The 17,824-nt window shown below is 68.2% G+C and carries 16 protein-coding genes and 1 pseudogene; 7 read left to right on the top strand and 10 right to left on the bottom strand.

Going from position 1 to position 17,824, the window contains the following annotated elements:
• Positions 1-355: 355 nt before the first annotated feature.
• Together ACFU97_RS20030 and ACFU97_RS20025 are read right to left on the bottom strand one after the other, a co-directional pair.
• Positions 356-862 carry a ricin-type beta-trefoil lectin domain protein gene (locus tag ACFU97_RS20030; protein WP_384258134.1) on the bottom strand — a complete coding sequence of 169 codons (507 nt, stop codon included), beginning with the start codon at positions 860-862 and terminating at the stop codon, positions 356-358.
• A gap of 906 nt (positions 863-1,768) precedes the next feature.
• On the bottom strand, positions 1,769-2,497 hold the full coding sequence (locus ACFU97_RS20025; protein ID WP_384258131.1) for a TetR/AcrR family transcriptional regulator: 729 nt from the start codon (positions 2,495-2,497) through the stop codon (positions 1,769-1,771).
• 90 nt (positions 2,498-2,587) lie between these two features.
• On the opposite strand from ACFU97_RS20025, the gene ACFU97_RS20020 reads away from it, so the two are divergent.
• Together ACFU97_RS20020 and ACFU97_RS20015 are read left to right on the top strand one after the other, a co-directional pair.
• Positions 2,588-3,448 carry an NAD(P)H-binding protein gene (locus ACFU97_RS20020; RefSeq protein ID WP_384258129.1) on the top strand — a complete coding sequence of 287 codons (861 nt, stop codon included), beginning with the start codon at positions 2,588-2,590 and terminating at the stop codon, positions 3,446-3,448.
• A gap of 193 nt (positions 3,449-3,641) precedes the next feature.
• Positions 3,642-4,031, top strand: coding sequence for a hypothetical protein (locus ACFU97_RS20015; RefSeq protein WP_384258127.1), 390 nt, complete (start codon positions 3,642-3,644; stop codon positions 4,029-4,031).
• Here the strand turns inward: ACFU97_RS20015 and ACFU97_RS20010 are convergent.
• Positions 4,018-4,428 carry a TOPRIM nucleotidyl transferase/hydrolase domain-containing protein gene (locus tag ACFU97_RS20010; RefSeq protein ID WP_384258125.1) on the bottom strand — a complete coding sequence of 137 codons (411 nt, stop codon included), beginning with the start codon at positions 4,426-4,428 and terminating at the stop codon, positions 4,018-4,020. The genes ACFU97_RS20015 and ACFU97_RS20010 overlap by 14 nt on opposite strands.
• 184 nt (positions 4,429-4,612) lie before the next feature.
• Entirely contained in the window at positions 4,613-5,206 is a 594-nt protein-coding gene (locus tag ACFU97_RS20005) for a TetR/AcrR family transcriptional regulator (RefSeq protein WP_384258123.1), read from the bottom strand.
• Between the two features lie 144 nt (positions 5,207-5,350).
• On the opposite strand from ACFU97_RS20005, the gene ACFU97_RS20000 reads away from it, so the two are divergent.
• The 4 genes from ACFU97_RS20000 to ACFU97_RS19985 all read left to right on the top strand — a co-directional run bounded on the left by ACFU97_RS20000 (position 5,351) and on the right by ACFU97_RS19985 (position 9,829).
• The gene (locus ACFU97_RS20000) at positions 5,351-6,085 is read left to right on the top strand and encodes an SDR family NAD(P)-dependent oxidoreductase (RefSeq protein WP_037738440.1); all 735 of its coding nucleotides are present in this window, start codon (positions 5,351-5,353) and stop codon (positions 6,083-6,085) included.
• A gap of 33 nt (positions 6,086-6,118) precedes the next feature.
• Positions 6,119-6,742: an NADPH-dependent F420 reductase gene (locus tag ACFU97_RS19995; protein ID WP_384258120.1), complete on the top strand. Its 624-nt coding sequence runs from the start codon at positions 6,119-6,121 to the stop codon at positions 6,740-6,742.
• A gap of 634 nt (positions 6,743-7,376) precedes the next feature.
• The gene (locus ACFU97_RS19990) at positions 7,377-7,826 is read left to right on the top strand and encodes a hypothetical protein (RefSeq protein WP_384258118.1); all 450 of its coding nucleotides are present in this window, start codon (positions 7,377-7,379) and stop codon (positions 7,824-7,826) included.
• Between the two features lie 386 nt (positions 7,827-8,212).
• On the top strand, positions 8,213-9,829 hold the full coding sequence (locus tag ACFU97_RS19985) for a flavin monoamine oxidase family protein (RefSeq protein ID WP_384258116.1): 1,617 nt from the start codon (positions 8,213-8,215) through the stop codon (positions 9,827-9,829).
• 1,073 nt (positions 9,830-10,902) lie between these two features.
• On the opposite strand, the gene ACFU97_RS19980 is transcribed toward ACFU97_RS19985, so the two are convergent.
• Both ACFU97_RS19980 and ACFU97_RS19975 read right to left on the bottom strand, forming a co-directional pair.
• Complete coding sequence (locus ACFU97_RS19980) at positions 10,903-11,631, bottom strand: hypothetical protein (RefSeq protein ID WP_384258114.1); 729 nt, start codon at positions 11,629-11,631, stop codon at positions 10,903-10,905.
• A 191-nt stretch (positions 11,632-11,822) separates the two neighbouring features.
• Positions 11,823-12,710: a DUF3732 domain-containing protein gene (locus ACFU97_RS19975; RefSeq protein ID WP_384258490.1), complete on the bottom strand. Its 888-nt coding sequence runs from the start codon at positions 12,708-12,710 to the stop codon at positions 11,823-11,825.
• A gap of 102 nt (positions 12,711-12,812) precedes the next feature.
• On the opposite strand from ACFU97_RS19975, the gene ACFU97_RS19970 reads away from it, so the two are divergent.
• Entirely contained in the window at positions 12,813-12,950 is a 138-nt protein-coding gene (locus ACFU97_RS19970) for a hypothetical protein (RefSeq protein WP_384258518.1), read from the top strand.
• Positions 12,951-13,255: 305 nt separating this feature from the next.
• Here the strand turns inward: ACFU97_RS19970 and ACFU97_RS19965 are convergent.
• From ACFU97_RS19965 to ACFU97_RS19950, 4 genes and pseudogenes are all read right to left on the bottom strand, one after another.
• Positions 13,256-14,546, bottom strand: a pseudogene (locus tag ACFU97_RS19965) (IS256 family transposase); the annotation flags it as partial.
• Positions 14,547-14,652: 106 nt separating this feature from the next.
• Positions 14,653-14,916 (bottom strand): hypothetical protein, encoded by a 264-nt coding sequence (locus ACFU97_RS19960; RefSeq protein WP_384258111.1) that lies wholly within the window; start codon positions 14,914-14,916, stop codon positions 14,653-14,655.
• Positions 14,917-15,024: 108 nt separating this feature from the next.
• Positions 15,025-15,759 carry a ScbR family autoregulator-binding transcription factor gene (locus ACFU97_RS19955; RefSeq protein WP_384258109.1) on the bottom strand — a complete coding sequence of 245 codons (735 nt, stop codon included), beginning with the start codon at positions 15,757-15,759 and terminating at the stop codon, positions 15,025-15,027.
• A gap of 1,055 nt (positions 15,760-16,814) precedes the next feature.
• Positions 16,815-17,648, bottom strand: a complete 834-nt coding sequence (locus tag ACFU97_RS19950; protein WP_384258107.1) for an NAD(P)H-binding protein — start codon at positions 17,646-17,648, stop codon at positions 16,815-16,817.
• Positions 17,649-17,824 lie beyond the last annotated feature (176 nt).

The raw sequence follows: 17,824 nt of genomic DNA, 5'->3' as shown, positions 1-17,824 counted from the left end.
CGCGGGTACGGCGAGTACGACGAGTGCGGCGAGTAGCTCAACAACCGCATCAAGTTCGTCGTCTCGTCGAAGCTGGATGACGCGCCCTGGGGCGACGGCGACCTTCCCGCGGCGCCGTGACGCGGGACTCGTTCGTCACCGTCCGGTGGTCTCGAGGAGCAGAGCGGCAACGGAGCGCGTGTTTTCGAGGATCGGCGAGACCTGAAGGTGGAGTAGGACGCCGGCGATGCTGCTTGTTCGGACATCGGCCGGCGCCCGCTTTGCGTCACCGACTACCGGCCTTCGTAATCCTTGGCGGGCGTGAAATGGCGCGGCCGGCGTGATGACGTCATTCTCCCGGTGGGGTGTCGCTGGTTCAGCCGATGGTCCACCGCTGCGTGTGCGAGTTGCGGTCGCACGTCGTGGTCCGGTACAGGCCGCCAGGGGTCTGGTAGAGGCAGAGGCGGGTCGCCGTGTTGCGCAGCATGACGGCACTTGCCGGCGCGGGCTGGATGACCTGCCACAGCTGGTTGTTGCCGCCGTTGCACCCGATGGCGTAGACGTCCCCGGCCGTGTTGCTGTCGAGGCAGTGGCCCCATGTGTAGTTCTGGAGTGTGGAGGACGTGTTGGTGGTGCCGGTCCACCGCCAGTACTGGCCGGAATAGCCGATGCCGCAGGGCTGGGACCACAAGTCGTAGTAGTAGTTCTCCTCCATGCATTGCTTGTATTCGTAGTTCGCGAACCGGTCGAGGCTGGTCGCCGCGGCCTCGGAGGTGGTGGCGGTGGCGCTCCCCGGCATTGCCACGGTCAGTGGCAGGGCGAGCAGCAGCGCCGACCCGACGAGCGAGATGGCGCGTCTGATTGCTTTCCCGACGGCGGGCATGATCGGTTCCTCTCAATTGTGGCCTGGCTTCCCTGACTTGGCACCCGGCACATGGTGGCAGGCGATCGCGGTGATCGGATCGAGACTGTCCCATCAGGTACAGGAATGCCCGCTCCCTGCGGCCTGGGCCCACACTGACTCGGGCCCGATTCTGAGGTGGCCGCGGATGAGTGGGCCGTCGACGGGTGTCCCGGAGTATCCGGGCGACGCTCGGGGGTGCCGGGCGTCGTCAACTGGTGGGAGAGCAACTGCCGTGTGGCTCGGCCGGCATGGCGGGCTGCGAGGTCAACGCAACTGTCGAGCTGGGGGTTTCGCCCACCGAGCTGGCATGATCCCCAGCCCCTGGGCGGCCGGGCACGACAACGCCCCGCGTACAGGCCTCCGTTCGGGTGGCCAGGGTCACTTCTCGACCCAAATGGGCCGACCGTGCCCTCGAACGCGCGCGGAACGCCTGGAGACTTGACGAGGAGGCTGAAGGGGTGGGCCGGCGTGAGACTGATGACGTCGTAGTGCTGGTCACTGCGCGAAGGCGCCGATGTGGCGTGTCGTCCGCGAGGCCGAAACCACTTCCGTGAATCGGCCTACCTCCAGGGGCGGGGCGCTCATTTCCGATGACACCCAGCACCTGCTGCCGCCGTGGTGGTGAGGCAGCGCCGTGCCACGCGCCCGGATGGGCTCCTGGGTCGAGGCGCGGCCGCCCGGCGGTGCCAGGCACCAGGCGTATTGACCACGAGCGTTGGTGACGGTGGGCGGTGGAGACGCGGGCCAGGGTGGCGGCGCATTGTGGGGCAAGGGGAAGCCAGCCGGAGTGGTGTGGTCGCCGACGGCCTCGTCTCGGTGGACGCGCCTTTCATGCACGATCTTTCCTCGGGACGTTCAACCTGCTCGAGGGCGCCTGACGCGAGATCAGCCGTGCTGCGCGCCACCGTCCGCCGCCAGCCGGGTGAGCCACTCGCGCAGCAAGCGCTGCTCGGCATCGCTCAGGACATCGGCGTCGTCAGGGAGGGCGGCGCGCAGCGCGCGGGCCGCCGGGGCGGGACCGGTCTCCGCGGCGGAGACCATCGGTTCGGCGTGGGTGACGGCGGCGACCATGGACTCGCGCAGGACGGTCAGCAGCGCCGGATTGCGGCGTTCTGCGGGGGTGGAGTGCCAGGTGGTGACCGCGCCCTGGCCGGTTGCCTGGATGATCTGGGCGGCCAGCTCCTCGTCGACCCGAAGCCACCCCCCAGCAGCCAGCCGGCGCACTCGCCCGTGGAGTATCTCCAGGCCGGCGCGGTGTGCTGCGTCCGATGCCCGGCCGGTGGCCCGGTTCATCACAGCGAACAGCTCTGGGTGTGAGACTCCGAACTCCACCACCAAGTCCCAACCGCGGCGCAGCTCCTCCACCGGGTCCTCCGGGGCGGGGTCGAGCTGCGCGCGTTTGTTCTCCAGGAACTGCGCATAGCCGTACTCGGCGACCGCCTCCAGCAGCCCCTCTTTGTCGCCGAAGAGGCGGTAGATCGCGGGCGGCTGCATCCCGGCCGCGGTGGCGACCGCGCGGGTGCTCACCGCGTCCGGCCCGCCGTTCTCCAGCAGCTCTACGGCCGCCACGACGATGCGACGGCGAGGGCTGGCGGTGGTGTCGCGAAGAGGCATGAATCAATGTTATCGGAATCTTGATTCCGTCGTTAGTTCCAGTGTTACCGTTGTAGTGATTCCACTGGAAACAGAATCGGGAGAACCTTCATGATCGTCGTGACCGGGGCCACCGGAAAGCTCGGCCGCCGTACCGTCGAGCGCCTCTTGGACCGCGTCTCCGCCGACGGCGTCGGCGTCAGCGTCCGAGACCCCCGCATGGCGCAGGACCTCGCCGAACGCGGCGTCCGCGTCCGGCAGGGGAGCTTCGACAACCCCGCCTCGCTCGTGCATTCCTTCGAGGGCGCCGGGCAACTACTGCTCGTCTCCCTCGATCGCACGGGCGAGGAGTGCGTCAACGGCCACCGCACCGCCATCGACGCCGCCGTGAAGGCCGGCGTCAGTCGCATCCTCTACACCAGCCAGATGGGCGCCGCCCGCGACTCCCGCTTCCAGGCATGCCGCGATCACGCCCAGACCGAGGACCTGCTGCACGCCACCGGCCTGCCTTGGACCGCGCTGCGCAACGGCTTCTACGCCTCCAGCGCCCTGCAGTTCCTGGAGTCCGCCCGCCACACCGGCGACATCACTCTCCCCGCCGATGGCCCAGTCGCCTGGACCGGCCACGATGACCTCGCCGAGGCCGCCGCGGCGATCCTCGCCGACGAAGGCCGCTTCGAGGGGCCCACCCCGCCGCTCACCGGCCCGGAGGCGCTCGACTTCGAGGCCATCGCCCAGATCGCGTCCCAGGCCGCCAGACGGTCCTTCACCCGCACGGTCGTCCCCGACGACGCCTTCCGCGAGCAGGCTCTGGCGCACGGTGCCCCGGCCTCGACCGCCGATCTAATGCTGAGCGTCTTCGCGGCGGCGCGGAATGGCGAGTTCAGCGCCGTCGACTCGACGCTGGCCGAGCTGATCGGCCGAGAGCCCGCCCCGTTCCGCACCCAGTTGGGGCGCGCCTGGGCCGAATAGAACCAATGGGGCGCGCACCCGCACATGGCGCTGGCGTCCGGGACCCGCCCTGCGGGCGCCAGGGTCTGCGTGTTCGCACCGTCGCTCGCAGAGCTCCTGTGCCTGGCACTGGCGAGCGGATTCAACCGAGACCGTAACGACGACGGTGACGCATCGACCATCGCCGAAGAACAGAAGGGAAGGTCCTGACGTCATGACCGACCGGCGCGGAGTGGTAGCCAAACGAGCGGAGAACCTGCCGCCCGGCGTCCCCTACGTGCGCGGCTGGAACCGCGCACGACAAAGCGCAGGCGCCCTTGCTGATCAACTCGTCCTGCTCGGACTGGATTCCGACTTCCCCGGTCTGGCGGCCGACGTGAATGTCTTCGGTGACGGACTGGTGCAACTCGGGACTGTGCTCGCCGAGGCGGCAGGGCGACTGGCGCTCCAGTCAGGCGATAGACGTCAGTCGGTCCTGGACCAGGGTGCGGAGGTCGGCGACGTCTTTCGGCATGTGGTGCTGGCCTGCAAAAGCGGCCCCTGCTCGGGTCTTGCTCCGTCCCCTGCCGACCCGACCCAGGAGTTTTGGATCACAAGCGCTTGAGGTAGGCCTCGAACTCTTCCGCCTCCGCCCCATAGTTCCCGAGGACGTAAGCCACGTTGATCACCCCGTCCGCCTTCCGGAAGGCATTCCAGCCATCGAAGACAGGTTGTGCACTGTCAGGTTCCGCGGCAGAGAGAAGCCCTTGTGTCGTCCGTTGCTCGTTAGGGCCGCAAGTGGGATGCAGGGCAGGTCCGTCCGTGATGACCGCCCATGGAAAATCGAGCGCCTGCAAGAATTCGATGCGGCGACCGAACGCCTTGTCTCCGCCAACATCAATCAAGGCGATATTGGCGCTGCTGGGCGGACTGCTACTGCTTTCCCACCATGCGCCCAAGGGGCTGAACTCGGTGGACCCTACTCCAGTACCGACCCCACATGGTCGGCCGCTGTCTGTCACTCACCGGTCTGGCCATGGACGATGACGCGGTCAGATCGCCGGACTCCACATCGCAGGCATCCTTCTGTGGTCCGCACGGTGATCCAAACGAAAGTCCCTAGCCGCGGGGTGCCGCGTTAACTTGCCGCGCCCTACTGTCGCCGGTCAGCGCCGGTCAGCGCCGGTCAGCGACGGTCAGCGCCGGTCAGCGCCGGTCAGCGCCGGTTGTGCCGGGAATGGCGTTGTCGATGAGGGCGATGGCGATGGCGGCGGCGGTGGGGAAGGCGTCGGCGTTGAGGACCCGGGTGCGGGCGGCGGCGCCGTCGATGAGCAACGCGAGCTGCTCGCCGAGCTGTTCAGGGTCGGCGGCGCCGGCTTCGCGGGCGGTGTCGGCGAGCCGCACGGCGACGGCTTTCTTGTAGTCGCGCGCGTACTGGGATGCGGGGTGTTCGGGATCGTGGAGTTCGACGGCGGCACCGATGTAGGGGCACAGGGGGGTGGTGGCAGGGACATCGAAGGCGGCGAGGAGTCGTTCACGGGGCGTTAGATCAGTGCGGTCGAACACGCTGGACAGAACGGAGGGGTCGAACCGGCGCAGGTACTCGGCGACGAGTTCGTCCTTGCCGCCGAAGTGCTGGTAGGCCGTGCGCTTGGACACCTCGGCCGCCGCGCAGAGCTGGTCCATGCCGGTGCGGTTGATGCCCTGCTCGCGGAACAGCTTCTGGGACGCACTGAGGATGCGCTCCCGGGCGCCCCGGCCGCGGCGGCGGCCCGTGGGGCCCTTCTCCAACTCCGTCATGCCCCCATGCTACCCCGACAGGGTAACGACCGGTGTACATAGTTTGCGTCCCAGTAGGCCGCCCCGTACGGTATGTATACAGAGCGGTGTACATACCACCGCCATCTCAGGTGCGCACGGCACCATCGACCCAAGGGAACGACTATGGGAAAGCTCGACGGCAAGGTCGCGGTCATCACCGGCGGCACCACCGGCATGGCGCTGGCCGGCGCGAAGCTCTTCGTCGACGAGGGAGCGCACGTCTTCATCACCGGCCGTCGCCAGGACGCTCTGGACGAGGCCGTGAAGCAGATCGGCCGCAACGTCACCGGCGTGCAGGGCGATGCCGCCGACCTGGACGACCTGGATCGTCTTTACGACACCGTCAAGCGGGAGAAGGGCAGTCTCGACGTGCTGTGGGCCAGCGCCGGCGGCGGCGAGCCGGCCCCGCTCGGCGAGATCACCGAGGCCCAGTTCGACACCTGGTTCGGGCTCAACGCCCGCGGCACCTTGTTCACCGTCCAGAAGGCCCTCCCGCTTTTCAACGACGGCGGCTCCATCCTCATGACCGGCTCCAACGCCTCCCTCGGCGCTTTCCCCGGCTGGAGCGTCTACGCCGGCAGCAAGGCCGTCCAGCAGGCCTGGGCACGCATCTGGCTCAACGAGCTCAAGGACCGCCGCATCCGCGTCAACGTCCTGACCCCCGGCCAGGTCGCCACCGCCAAGCAGGAAGAACTCTTCGACGAGGCCACCAAGCGCCAGTTCGAGTCCCTCATCCCCCGCGGCCAGATGGGCCGCCCCGACGAAATCGCCACCGCCGCCCTCTTCCTCGCCTCCGACGACTCCAGCTACGTCAACGGCATGGAACTCGTCGCCGACGGCGGCACCACCGCCATCTGAACCGAACACCCCACACCCAGGGCAGGACAACTCATGAGCAACATCAGCATCATCGGCACCGGAAACATGGCCCGCACCATCGGCGCGCGGGCACTAGCGGGCGGCAACACCGTCGAGATCATGGGCCGGGACCAGTCCAAGGCCGCTGACCTGGCCAAGACTCTCGGCGACGGCGCCACGACCGGAGAATGGGGCACTACCCCGGCCGGGGACATCGTCATCGTGGCCCTGTTGTACAACGGTGTCGTGCCGGCCATCACCCAGTACGGAGACGCACTCGCCGGCAAGGTCATCGTCGACATCAGCAACCCCTTCAACTCCACGTTCGACGGGCTGGCCCACCGCGAGGAAACCTCGATCGCGCAGGAAGTCGCCAAGGCGGCCCCGGCCGGCGCCAGCGTGGTGAAGGCGTTCAACACCATCTTCCGCCATGTCCTGGAGAAGGGTCGGCCCGACGTCTTCATCGCCGGCGACAACGCGCAGGCCAAGGCAGGCGTGGAGGCGTTCATCGAGAGCCTCGGGCTGCGCCCGCTGGACGTCGGCGGCCTGAAAATGGCGCACTGGCTGGAAGGAGCGGGCGTGCTCACAGTGGGCCTCGCCAACCACGGGGTGGGGAACTTGGACTTCGCCCTCAGCATCACCCAACTTCCTGCCTGAGCAAACGATTGACTGAGCCTTTTCGGAGCGGCTGCCGACCAGGGGCCCGCGTCGTACGAGTGCTGCAGGGGAGCCTTGCCCGGCAGCGGTCGGGGCAGCGCGGAAGCGGCAGCTGTCGTGCGAGGCGCTCACTGTCCGGGCCTCGGACAACGAGGCCTGGACCGTGGCGGCCCCGGTGAAGGACGGGACGCTTTGGGCTCTAGTTCTTGAGCAGGAGGAGCAGCAGGCCGGTCACTCCCACCCCGACAAGGATTGCTGCGCCCAACACGGGGTTGGCATAGGCGGCATACGTTGTGACTGCTCCCGCCGTGAGGAGAACAATGGCGGTGAGGCTAATGAGCGGAGCGTTGTTCATGGTCCTACGGGCTCGCCCAGTGCTTGGCCGGCGGGTGGGCGGGCCCGGTTCCTCCTAGCGCGGTACGAAGGTTCGCCGAACGGCGAGAGCCCCGCAGCCGCGGGGCTCACTTCACTCATCGACGTGATTAGAAGACCGCCTTAGTTTCATGATCACGTTTTACCGACCCCGGAACTGCTCTGGCGCGTCGAAGACAACGGCTGGAGTCTGCTCGGCTTCGAGTACGCAGATGGCGCGCACGCCGACTTCACACCCAACGCGTCCGACCTACCAGCGGTCATGGCCACCACGACACGGTTGGCCGATGTCCCCGCTCCGGCCCTCGAGTTGAAGAGCATGCCGAACCGGTTCCGCTCCTTCGTGGACGACCCGGCAGACCTGTCCTGGTTCGCTGGTGACAGCCTCCTCCGCACGGAGTGGAACCCGCACAACGTACTCGTGTCCGGGGAGGGAGCCCTCCTTGTGGACCGGGAATGGGCCTCCACCGGCGCCGCCTGGATCGATCCCGCGCTCTGGCTGCTTTGGCTGGTCGCGCACGGCCACACCTGCGATCATGCGGAGCGTGCGGCCGCCGCCCACCCAGCATGGGAACTCGCCCCAGCCGCAGGCCTCAATGCCTTGGCCCGCGTCCAGCGCCGCCTCTGGCACTCCATCGCGGCCGAGAGCACCGACGGATGGGCGACACCCATGCAGCGGGCGACACGCTCCTGGGAGGAGCACCGTAGGTAGGCCGCTCCCGCTTTGGTGTCGTCGACGTGCCGGGAAGAACCAGGGCGTCCCACAACGGCGCGCTGTTGGTCAGTGCTGCTCCGGACGGCTCCCTGTCGTACCGGAAGGTCGTCACCCACCGCCCGGCGTCCGGCCGGGCGAAGCCCGCTCGACCAGGGCGAGTTCCTCGTCGTAGAAGTCCAGCTGGTCGCAGGAGCGCACCTCCGGCCTGATCGACACCAGGAACCACCTCCCACGGCAACGTCGGGTGTGTCCGTCCCCGAGCGTCGATGTCTGATCGGCTCTGCACCTGCAGAAACGTGCGGGATACACGAACGCGTCGTACGCCGTAACGGTCCATTGGCACGCTTCCCCCCGTCGTTCAAGATCGGAAGGGGAGCCCCTCCATGACAGAGCCTCAGATCGGGACGGGAACAAGCCGACGCGCGTTCCTGCGCAGTGTGGGTGTGACCGGCGGTGCCGGCGCCATGTTCGCCACGATGGGAGCGCTCGGCCTCGCCCCCACCGCCGCCTACGCAGCGGAGAAGGAAGCACCGTTCCGCGCCCCCAGACGCAGCGATTTCACCCTCCAGGGCCGCAAGGGCAGGCCTGCCAAGATCGTCGTCATAGGCGGCGGCATCGCCGGTCTCACCTCCGCCTACGAACTCGGCAAGGCCGGCTACGACTGTACGGTCCTCGAAGCACGCGATCGCGTCGGAGGCCGCAACCTCACCGTCCGCGGCGGCGACCGGCTGACCGACATCAACGGTGTCAGCCAGACCGCGGGGTTCAGCAAGGGCCAGTACATGAACGCCGGCCCCGCACGCCTCGCCCAGTGGATGGTCACCCTCGACTACTGCCGTGAGCTCGGCGTGCCCATCGAGGTCTTCACCAACACCAATGCCGGCGCGCTCATCTACAACGAGAGCACCGGTATGAAGGCGCCGGTCCAGTACCGCACCGCCAAGGCCGACGTCTACGGCTACGTCTCCGAGTTGCTGTCCAAGGCCACCAACTCCGGTGCCCTGGATGCCGAGTTGACGGCGGACGACAAGGAACGGCTGCTCACCTTCCTCAAGAGCTACGGCTCGCTCGGCTCCGACTACACGTACACGGGGACCGAACACCGCGGCTTCAGCGTCGACCCGGGCGCCGCCGGCACCCCCGGCGAGGAACTCGGCAACGTACCCTCCCTCTCCGACGTGTTCGCCTCGAACGTGGGCCGCTACTTCTCCTTCGAGTTCGGCTACGACCAGGCGATGCTGATGTTCCAGCCCGTCGGCGGCATGGACCGGATACCGATGGCGTTCGCCCGCGCCATAGGCGAGGAGAAGATCCGCACCGGCGCACCCGTCACCGACATCAAGAACACCTCCGACGGCGTGCAGGTCACCTACACCCACAACGGCCGTACCCGCACCATCACGGCCGACTACTGCATCGCCACCCTCGCCCCCCACATCCTGGCCAAGACCCCGCACAACCTCGGCACCGCCGTGCAGACCGCTCTGCAGGCGGTGAAGCCGTCCTACGCCTCCAAGATCGGCCTCGAGTACAAGAGCCGCTGGTGGGAAAGGGATTTCAGAATCTTCGGCGGCATCACCGAGACCGACCTGGACCTCGATCACATCTGGTATCCGTCCTACGGCCACCTGGGCGAACGCGGCCTGATCATCGGCTACTACAACACCGGCGCCCACTCCGACGTGTACTCGGCCCTCACCCCGGCCCAGCGCCTGGAACGCGCCCTGGACCAGGGCGTCAAGATCCACGGCGGCAAGTACCGCAGCGAACTCGCCGCGTCCTACTCCCACCAGTGGAAACTCGTCCCCCACCTCGAAGGCGCCTGGCACTCCATGCCCGGCGGCCCCGACGCACCGGCGTACGCACCGCTCAACACGGCCCAGGGGCACGTGTACTTCGCCGGTGACTACCTCAGCTATCTGGACGCCTGGCAGCACGGCGCGATCTCCTCTGCCCGCAAGGTCGTCACCGAGCTGCATCAGCGCGTGCTCGCCTCGTGATACACCGTCGCGGCCCGTTTTGTGCGCGGAGGGAATGTAAGACGTGCGGCGCTGGCTCACATCCGGTGGTGATTGAACGTCACGGCGGCGACGGATAGGCCATCGATCACGAATCCGCGGGTCCGTGCACCACAGCGGTCGTTCCCTGGGGCCGACGGATCGGCCGGCGTCTGTCGATGAGGGCCCGGTGCGACAAGGGGTCGGGCTGACCCGGTAGCCGTCCCGGGCCAGCGCGGCTGTGACCTTCGCCAGCGTCCCGTGCCAGCCATAGGAGCCGGTGTACTCATCCAGCATGCCCTCGAACGCGCGCTGGGCCCGCTGAACCTGTCCCTCGTCGGTCCGGTCAACGCCTTCGGCGAAGGAGCTGAAGACCTGCTTGAGAGCTCCACTCGAGCGAGTCTGCGCAGCCTCCACCGGAGAGAAGCCCTCTGTCCTGCATGCTCGCAGGGGACTCAGCTCGATGATGGAGCTGAGCTCCCAGAAGAGCTGGCGCGTCAGGGCGCTGACTATCCGACAGCTGTATCCGGGCCAGGTTAAGAGCCTGGGTGCCCGGGACACCCGGACCGCCGCCGGAACCGTTCTCCGGGCAGACGTCCGAAGTGACGGTCGGTGTGGTGTCGTAGCTGATGCCCCACGATGCCGCGTCGCTGACCCCGCCGTTCGCGCTCTTGCTGGTCACCCGGAGATGCTCGCCGTAGATACGTCCAGCGTGAGCTTCGTCCGTGCCGTGCCGTGCCGTCCGCTCCGGCCGCGACCTCGACGGTCCTGTCGCCGCCTTGAGCCCTCACGGTCTGCACGGCGTAGCCTGCTGGCCCGACAAAAGAATCCGGGCCGCCTGTGGAGCCTCCGCGCACGTCACAGCCCCCGCTGCCACCGCTTCCTCCGTTCCCACCTTCGGGGCCAGGAGAGGACGGCCGTCGCTCGGCTCTGGGGCGGTGGCTGCGCACCGTCCGACGCCGCCGCAACTGACTCCCAGGGGCTGTGTCGTCCGGCGTCGCATCCCCAGTCGAACTCCGCAACCCGTCCGGAGCCGAGCGGTCGATAAGTCCTTCCCGGCTGAGACGACTCGCGAATCATGACCTGAAGTCCGGTTCCTGGCGGCTTGTCACAAGCCGCCAGGCCTTCGCTACCGTCGGCTCACTGGCGAAGTCCCCTGGTCCCATGGGGGCGGAGGACACCTGGACGTACTCCAGCAGCTGCAGCAGCGCCTCCAACTCGCCGGCGCGCAGCGGCACGTCGACGACCGGGTCCTTGCCCGGCGGCGTCAGAACATTGAGGACACGCCGCGCGTACGCTTTGTCGCGAGCGGTGGAGAACCGTACTCCCGTCGCGTACTCGAACGATGTGCGGGCAGGCAGGTAGGCGGAAAGCCTTTGTAGAAGGGCGGGGAAGTCTCTGCCCTCGGCGCGGTAGTACGGACGTTCCCTGCTGCCGGCCTTCTCTGGGTTGAGGCGGTAGGTGTCGAGGAAGGCCGCCACCCGCTCCGGCTCCGGCAGCAGGCCGGTGCCCATCCAGTGAGCGTCCTCATCAGGGGTCTCCGGGTCATCCGAGCCCAGCCGCCAGCCGGACGTTCCCGACCAATGCAGATCGACGCCGCCCTGGTCGTCCAGTTGCTGCCCGAAATGCTTGGAGTAGTACAACGTGCCTTCGACGTCCGGGAAGACGTGGCCCTCCTCGGTGTACGGGCCGCAGCTGTACACGCGTCTGATGGCCACGTTCCTCGCCATCAGATGCTCAGCCACCGCGATCAGGTAGTGCTCGACGTGGAAAGCGAGGGTCTTCGACATCTGTTCGTCGGCCACGGCAGCCCCTTCTGCCCGGATCACCGGGATCCGCACCCAGGATCAGTTGTCTGCTGCCGAGCGTAGGAGCTCGCGCCGCCTGGACGTCAGCCTCGTGCAGATAGGGCCGGTAAATCCCCAACCAGCGAACGGAGTTGCACTGGACGAAGATGAGATGGGTCCGCAGCCCTCGAATCAACGGCCCAGTACGCCTAGCCGGCGTGCTCGTCGATCCAGGCTTGGGGGACGAGGGCCTCGCCGTTGCGCCAGTTGTGTCGGACGCAGTCTTGGTACCACTGGTCGGGCAGGTTGGCGTGGTCGCTGACGATGAGCTGGAAGTTGGGGGCGAGGTCGTTGGTGAAGCGGTACATCAGCTCGAACATGCCGCGGACGGTGTTGCGGTCGGCGTCGGAGCGGATGAGGTCGGGGTTGCCGCTGTCTTTGGCGACTTCGGAGGGGTAGAAGGGCTGGGTGACCTGGTTCAGGAGGAGCAGGCGGGGCACGGGTCGCTGGTGGAGGGTGAAGTAGCGGTGCAGGGCCAGGTGGGCGACGAGGTGGTAGCCGACCCAGTTCTCGCCGCTGCCGATACGCAGCAGGGGGACAATGCCGTCGTCGGAGTCGGCGAGGACGGTCAGTTTCCGTACGTCGAGGCGGATGCTGCGCTGGCTGTGCTCGAGCTTGAGTGCCTGTGCGTAGGCGGTCATGTCGGCGCTGATGTAGCTCAGGGCGTGATCGAACCTGTCCTGCACCGCCTCCGTGTCGAGTTCGACCTCGAGGTCGTCGACCTGAGCCTGCGCGAACGCCGCGGCTGCTCGCAGCTGCAGGAGGCTGCCTTCGTAGCTATCCCCGGTGTCTGGGAGTTGGCTGAGGTGGGCATCGATCCGGCCGCGCAGGAAGGCCTGTTCCTCGGCCTGGGAGCGGAAGCGGTTCCGGCCGGTTTCCAGTTCGGCCAGTGAGTTGAGAGCTCCTTCTACGCCGCGGAGTTCTTCGCGGGCGGTGTCGGCCTGGTCGGCGAGATCCCGCAGGGTCTGCTCGCGCCGAGGCCGAACGGTGCGCACGGAGGTCAGCTGTCCGCGAAGAGCGTTGAGGGTCTGCTGCATGTCTTCGACCGTGTGATCGGGCTGTGCCAGTTCCGATCCGCACAACGGGCATGCTGTGTCTTCTGCCCGCGGGCTGGTGCCGTCGGGGATCAGGTCAACGGCGTGCAGGCGGGAGATGCCGCGCTGTACCACCTGAGTGTAACTGTCTTCCACGGCTTCCTGTCGTACGAGGAACTGCCGCTGTTCGATGATCTCGCTCAGTTGGGCCCGCAGTTGGGTGCGGCGCTCCTGCAGTGCTGAGGTGCGCTCATTGTGGGAGGGCTTCTCGCCGGCGGCAGGCCGTGGGAAGCGGACCGCTTCGCGCAGGGCGTCGAGGAGCGCCTCGCGGCTGTCGAACTCGTCGCCGGCTGGTATCAGTCCTGCGGTGCGTGCTTGGGCCAGCAGCAGGTGCAGGTGGGCATCTATGTCGCCGTCGGCGGTCTCGGCCAGCTTCAGGTCCAGCTGTCGGCGTCGCAGCAGCCGCCGAGCGGCCGTCAGGTCGTGCTGCTGTTGCGCCTGGTCCGGGACTGTCCAATCAACGGTGTAACTGGGGTTGTTGAGGGTCGGCTGCGTGCTGCCCTGAGTCGGCCGTCGAAGGTGATGGCGAAGGCGTTGAGAGCGGTTTTCCAGCGGCTGGTCCCGCGGGCTTGTCTTGTCCCTTGCCCGTGGGGTCGAGCGACATGATCGCCATGTAGACGCATTTCAGCGCGGCCTGCTCGTTGGGGAAGTGGCCGCGAGCTTTGATGGCCCGGCGGATGCGGGCGTTGACGGACTCGATGGCGTTGGTCGTGCAGACGATCCTGCGGATCTCGCTGTCGAACCGAAGGAACGGGGTGAACTCCTCCCAGGCGTTCTCCCAGAGCCTGACGATCGCCGGGTACTTCTTGCCCCAGGTGTCTGCGAACGCGGCGAACCGCTCCAGCGCGGCGTCTTCGGTGGCTGCCGTATAGATGGGCTTGAGGGCTTTGGCGATCTTGTCCCAGTCCTGACGGGCCGCATAGCGGAAGGAGTTGCGTAGGAGGTGAACCACGCAGGTCTTCACGATCGTGGCCGGTCAGAGGGTCTCGACGGCGTCGGGCGGGCCGTGCGGCCGTCGCTGACGAGCATCAGCACGTCGCTGACGCCGCGGTTCTTGATCTCGGTCAGGATGTGCAGCCGGTGCTTGGCGCCCTTGCTGCCGTCACCGGCTCACAGGCCGAGGATCTCTCGGCGGCCCTCCGGTGTGACGGCCGGGGCCACATAGATCGGTCGGTTGGCGACCGCACCGTCGCGGATCTTCACGTGGATGGCATTGATGAAGATGACTGGGTAGATCGGGTCGAGGGGGCGGTTTTGCCATTCGGCCATGCCCTCGAGGACCTTGTCGGTGATGGTCGAGATCGTCTGGCGGGAGACGTCGGTGCCATAGACCTCGGCGAGGTGGGCCTGCACCTCGCCGGTCGTCAGGCCCTTCGCGGCGAGTGAGATGACCGTCTCGTCGACGTCGGTCAGACGTCGCTGTCGCTTCTTCACGATCTTCGGTTCGAAGGTTCCGTCGCGGTCGCGAGGCACGGCATTCTTGACGGGGCTGACCTCGGGCAGCATCGTTTTGGAGTGTGTTCCGTTACGGGAGTTGCTGTCGTTCTTGCCTGCCGGATCATGCCGGTCATGGCCATGGTGATCGGTGACCTCGCTCTCCAGTGCCGACTCCAGGAGCCGTTTGGTGAGCTGCTGCAGCAGACCTGCCTCGCCGGTCAGCTGCAGTCCTTCGGCCTGGGCACGGCCCACCAACTCCTCGATCAGCTGGTCATCCACGGCTTTCGCCGACTGCGGAGCTGGCTCTGAACTCGCTTCCGCAGAATGGTCGTTACTGGTCATCGGTGCATCTTCCATGATCGGGAGTTGCACCGTTCTTTCTTCAGTCCCCCAGGGGGCGCGGGCGGGTCCGACGTCATTGCCTGGCGGCGCTGTGGGTGGTGCGGCCCTACGGGACCTGGTCTGCCAGGGGTTGGCTCAGGCCGGGTCTTGCGCGGTTGGCTCGTCCTGGATGGCGGGTTCGGTTTTCCGCGGTGTTGAAGACGGACGAGCCCTGCTTGGTGCGCTGGGCCTGGTTCTTGGCGACGAGTGCTTCGAGTGTGGTGCGTGCGACGGTGGTCTTGATTGTGCGTTCGGGATGCTGCTGTCCCAGGGCGGTGGTGTTCTCCGCTGCCGAGCGGGATTCGCTCTGGCCCGCCAGGTGTTCGCGCACGAGGCCGACGAGTTTTGGCGCCGCGGACGAGGCGGTCGGCGTCGTGGCGGCGGTCTTCTTGCCGGTCCGCTTCCGGGCCGGGGCGGCGGGGGATTCGTGGCGGTGTCGTTAGGCGGCGTTGTTGTTGCTGGTGTCGTCGTTGTCGTTGTCGTTGTCGTTGTCGTTGTCGCCGTTGTTGTGGTCGGCGTCGTGGTGGGTGTGGGTGTATTGGGTGTGGACTTCGGTGTAGACGGTGGTGCCGCGGGTGGGGGTGAGGTCGAGGTGGGTGATGAGGGAGGGGTTGATGATGCTGGGGAGGATGTGTTGGAGGAGGGTGCTGGTGCGTTGCATGAGGTCGTTGTAGTCGGTGAGGGCGTGGGACATGGATTGGATGCCGGCGAAGGCGCCGGTGAGGACGTCGGCGGTGGCGTGGGTGTCGACGTGGGGGAGGAGTTCGCCTTGGGTGCGGGCGGCGTCGAGGAGTTGTTGGGCGAGGTGGGACCAGGTGTGGAAGGGGCCGGTGCGGTCGAGGCCGTGGGAGGTTTGGTCCATGGTGAGGCGGACGCCGGCGCGGACCATGGGGTCGGTGGTCAGGCGGTGGGCGTGGAGCATGACGACGTCGACGAGTTCTTGGGTTTTGCTGGTGCGTGGGGGGAGGGTGATGCCTTGGTCCTGGGCGTGCAGGACGCCCTGGGCGAGGTCTTCCTTGGACTGGAAGTGGAAGTAGAGGGCGCCTTTGGTGACGCCGGCGGCCTTGAGGACCTCGCTGATGGTGGCGGACTGGTAGCCGCGGGTTTCGAAGACTTCGGCGGCGGCGGTGAGGATTTTGCGGCGGGTGCGGATCGCACGGTCCTGCATGGGCATGGGGTGACTCCGTCCGGTGCGCCGCGGGTGTCGGGGCCGGCCGGTGCGGGCCGGTGGGGGCGGTCGGTTCTGGCGGGGTAAGAAAAAACCGTCCAGTTTGTATATTACATGGGGTGGTGGGGAGGGGAAGCGGGCGGCGGGTGCGGGCCTTGTGGGGGTGGGGGGCGGGTTGCCGTGTCCGGGGGCCGGGGGCCGGGGGCCGGGGGCCGGGGGCGGGGTGGTCGTGGTGCGGGTGCAGGTGGTGCCGTGCGGGTGCAGGTGGTGCCGTGCGGGTGCGGGTGGTGCCGTGCGGGTGCGGGTGCGGGCGGTGCGGTGTCCGGGTGTGGGTTCGGTGGGTCAGGGTGTCGGTGGCCCGGGTCGGGTGTGGTCCGGGGGTCCGGGTGCGGGGTGTTGTCGGCGGGCCGGTGCGGGGTGATGGGTGTCCGGGTGCCGGGGTGGTCTGTCGTGTGGGTCGGGTATGCCGTGGTGGCGGCCGGGTCGGGGCTGGGTCCGGGGTTGGGGGTGTGGGGTGGTGCGGGTGGGTCGGTCGTGTGGGGGTGGGGTGCTGTGTCGGGCGGGACTGGGCCGGGGTGTTCTCGGGTGGCGGCTGGGCCGGGTGGTCGGGTGGTGGCCGGGTGGGGGTTTGCCGTGGTTGTGCTGTGCGGCGGGTGGGGGGTGTGTCGCGTGCCGGTGTGGTCTGGTGTGGTCCGGGTGTCGGTTGGGTCTTTGGTCCGTCCGGTGTGGTGTGGTGGCGGCCGGTCGGGGTGGGGCGTGCGGTCGTTGTTTTCTTGGGCCGGGGGCGGGTGTGTGGCGTGTGGGTGCGGTCCGGCCTGTGGCGCGGACGGGGGTGGTCCGCGCGTCGGCATGTTCGGGTCTGTCTCGTGTATCGGTGCGTTGGGGCGCGTCCCGTTTCGTGCGCCGGTGTGGTTCGGCGTGTTCCGCGGGCCGGTGTGGTTCCGGGCCTGTACGCCGGTCCGGTCTGTACGCCGGTCCGGTCTGGCGGGCCTGGTGGGGGGCGGGGGTGTCGGCCGGTGCCTGTGTGGTGGGGGCGGGGCGGGTGGGTGCCCCTGTGGGGGTTAGGTGAAGGCGGTGAGGTGGTCGGTGGCCCAGGTGGTGTAGGGGCGGGCGGGGTGGCCGGTGGTGTCGGGGATGGTGGTGCGGACGTGTGCTTTGGCTCCGGCTTGTTGGCGGCGGGCGCTGTGCAGGAGGGCGTCGACGACGGGTTCGGGGTGGTGTCGGCGCCAGGCGGTGCGGGCGGCGTTTTCGCCCCATTCCTGGCAGTGCAGCCGGTGGCCGAGGAGGTGGGCGAGGTGGGCGGTCTGCTGGATGGCGGTCAGGGCGGCGGGTCCGGTGATTTCGTAGGCGTGTCCGGCGTGTTCGGGTTCGGTGAGGGCGTGGACGGCGATCTCGGCGACGTCGCGGGGGTCGACGCAGGCGACGGGGGAGGAGCGGTGCAGGGCGCGGACGGTGCGTTCGGTTCGTATGGTGTGGGCCCAGGTCAGGGTGTTGGACATGAAGGCGCGGGGGCGTAGCAGGGTCCAGGCCGGCCCGGCGGTGCGCACGATGTCCTCGCAGGCGCGTTGGCGGCGGGTGATGGCGTCGTCGGCGCCGGGGTCCAGGACGGCCGCGGCGGAGAGTTTCACGACCCGTTCGACGTGGGCGTGGTGGGCGGCGCGCAGGAAGCGTTCGTCCCATCCGGCGGCGAGGGGGCTGGTGACCAGGAAGGCGGTCGTCACTCCCCGCACGGCCCGGGCCAGTGAGTCCTCGTCGGTGAAGTCGCCGCCCACCACCTGCATGCCGGGGCGGGTTTCGCCGTAGGCGGCGGGCCGTCGGGTCATCACCCGCAGCGCGTGTTCGGGCGGGAGGCGGCGTACCACCTCGCGTCCCACCGTCCCCGATGCCCCGGTCACCAGGATCACTCTGTCCCGTCCCCCTCGTCCGCTCGACTCGTGCGCTTTCGTCGGTGACCTGCCCGTCCGCCGCCCCGGCCCGCCGGCGGGGGGGGGGGGGGGGACGGGGGGGGGACGCGCGAACCCACACGAAGTCTGAGGGGTGGTGGGGGGGCGGCGGGGCTTCCCTGGGGCAT

This window comes from Streptomyces sp. NPDC057616, from assembly GCF_042800575.1.
Classification (GTDB): domain Bacteria; phylum Actinomycetota; class Actinomycetes; order Streptomycetales; family Streptomycetaceae; genus Streptomyces.
Note: the sequence above shows the minus strand (reverse complement) of the source record. Positions and strands in the feature narration are given on the sequence as shown.

Bases quoted from the DNA above. Each gene is read 5' to 3' on its own strand.
- ACFU97_RS20000 (WP_037738440.1), top strand. From the start codon at position 5,351: ATGGGAAAGCTCGACGGCAAGGTCGCGGTCATCACCGGCGGCACCACC.
- ACFU97_RS19975 (WP_384258490.1), bottom strand. From the start codon at position 12,710: ATGCAGCAGACCCTCAACGCTCTTCGCGGACAGCTGACCTCCGTGCGC.
- ACFU97_RS20025 (WP_384258131.1), bottom strand. From the start codon at position 2,497: ATGCCTCTTCGCGACACCACCGCCAGCCCTCGCCGTCGCATCGTCGTG.
- ACFU97_RS19990 (WP_384258118.1), top strand. From the start codon at position 7,377: ATGGCCACCACGACACGGTTGGCCGATGTCCCCGCTCCGGCCCTCGAG.
- ACFU97_RS20015 (WP_384258127.1), top strand. From the start codon at position 3,642: ATGACCGACCGGCGCGGAGTGGTAGCCAAACGAGCGGAGAACCTGCCG.
- ACFU97_RS19955 (WP_384258109.1), bottom strand. From the start codon at position 15,759: ATGCCCATGCAGGACCGTGCGATCCGCACCCGCCGCAAAATCCTCACC.
- ACFU97_RS19985 (WP_384258116.1), top strand. From the start codon at position 8,213: ATGACAGAGCCTCAGATCGGGACGGGAACAAGCCGACGCGCGTTCCTG.
- ACFU97_RS19995 (WP_384258120.1), top strand. From the start codon at position 6,119: ATGAGCAACATCAGCATCATCGGCACCGGAAACATGGCCCGCACCATC.
- ACFU97_RS20030 (WP_384258134.1), bottom strand. From the start codon at position 862: ATGCCCGCCGTCGGGAAAGCAATCAGACGCGCCATCTCGCTCGTCGGG.
- ACFU97_RS20020 (WP_384258129.1), top strand. From the start codon at position 2,588: ATGATCGTCGTGACCGGGGCCACCGGAAAGCTCGGCCGCCGTACCGTC.
- ACFU97_RS20005 (WP_384258123.1), bottom strand. From the start codon at position 5,206: ATGACGGAGTTGGAGAAGGGCCCCACGGGCCGCCGCCGCGGCCGGGGC.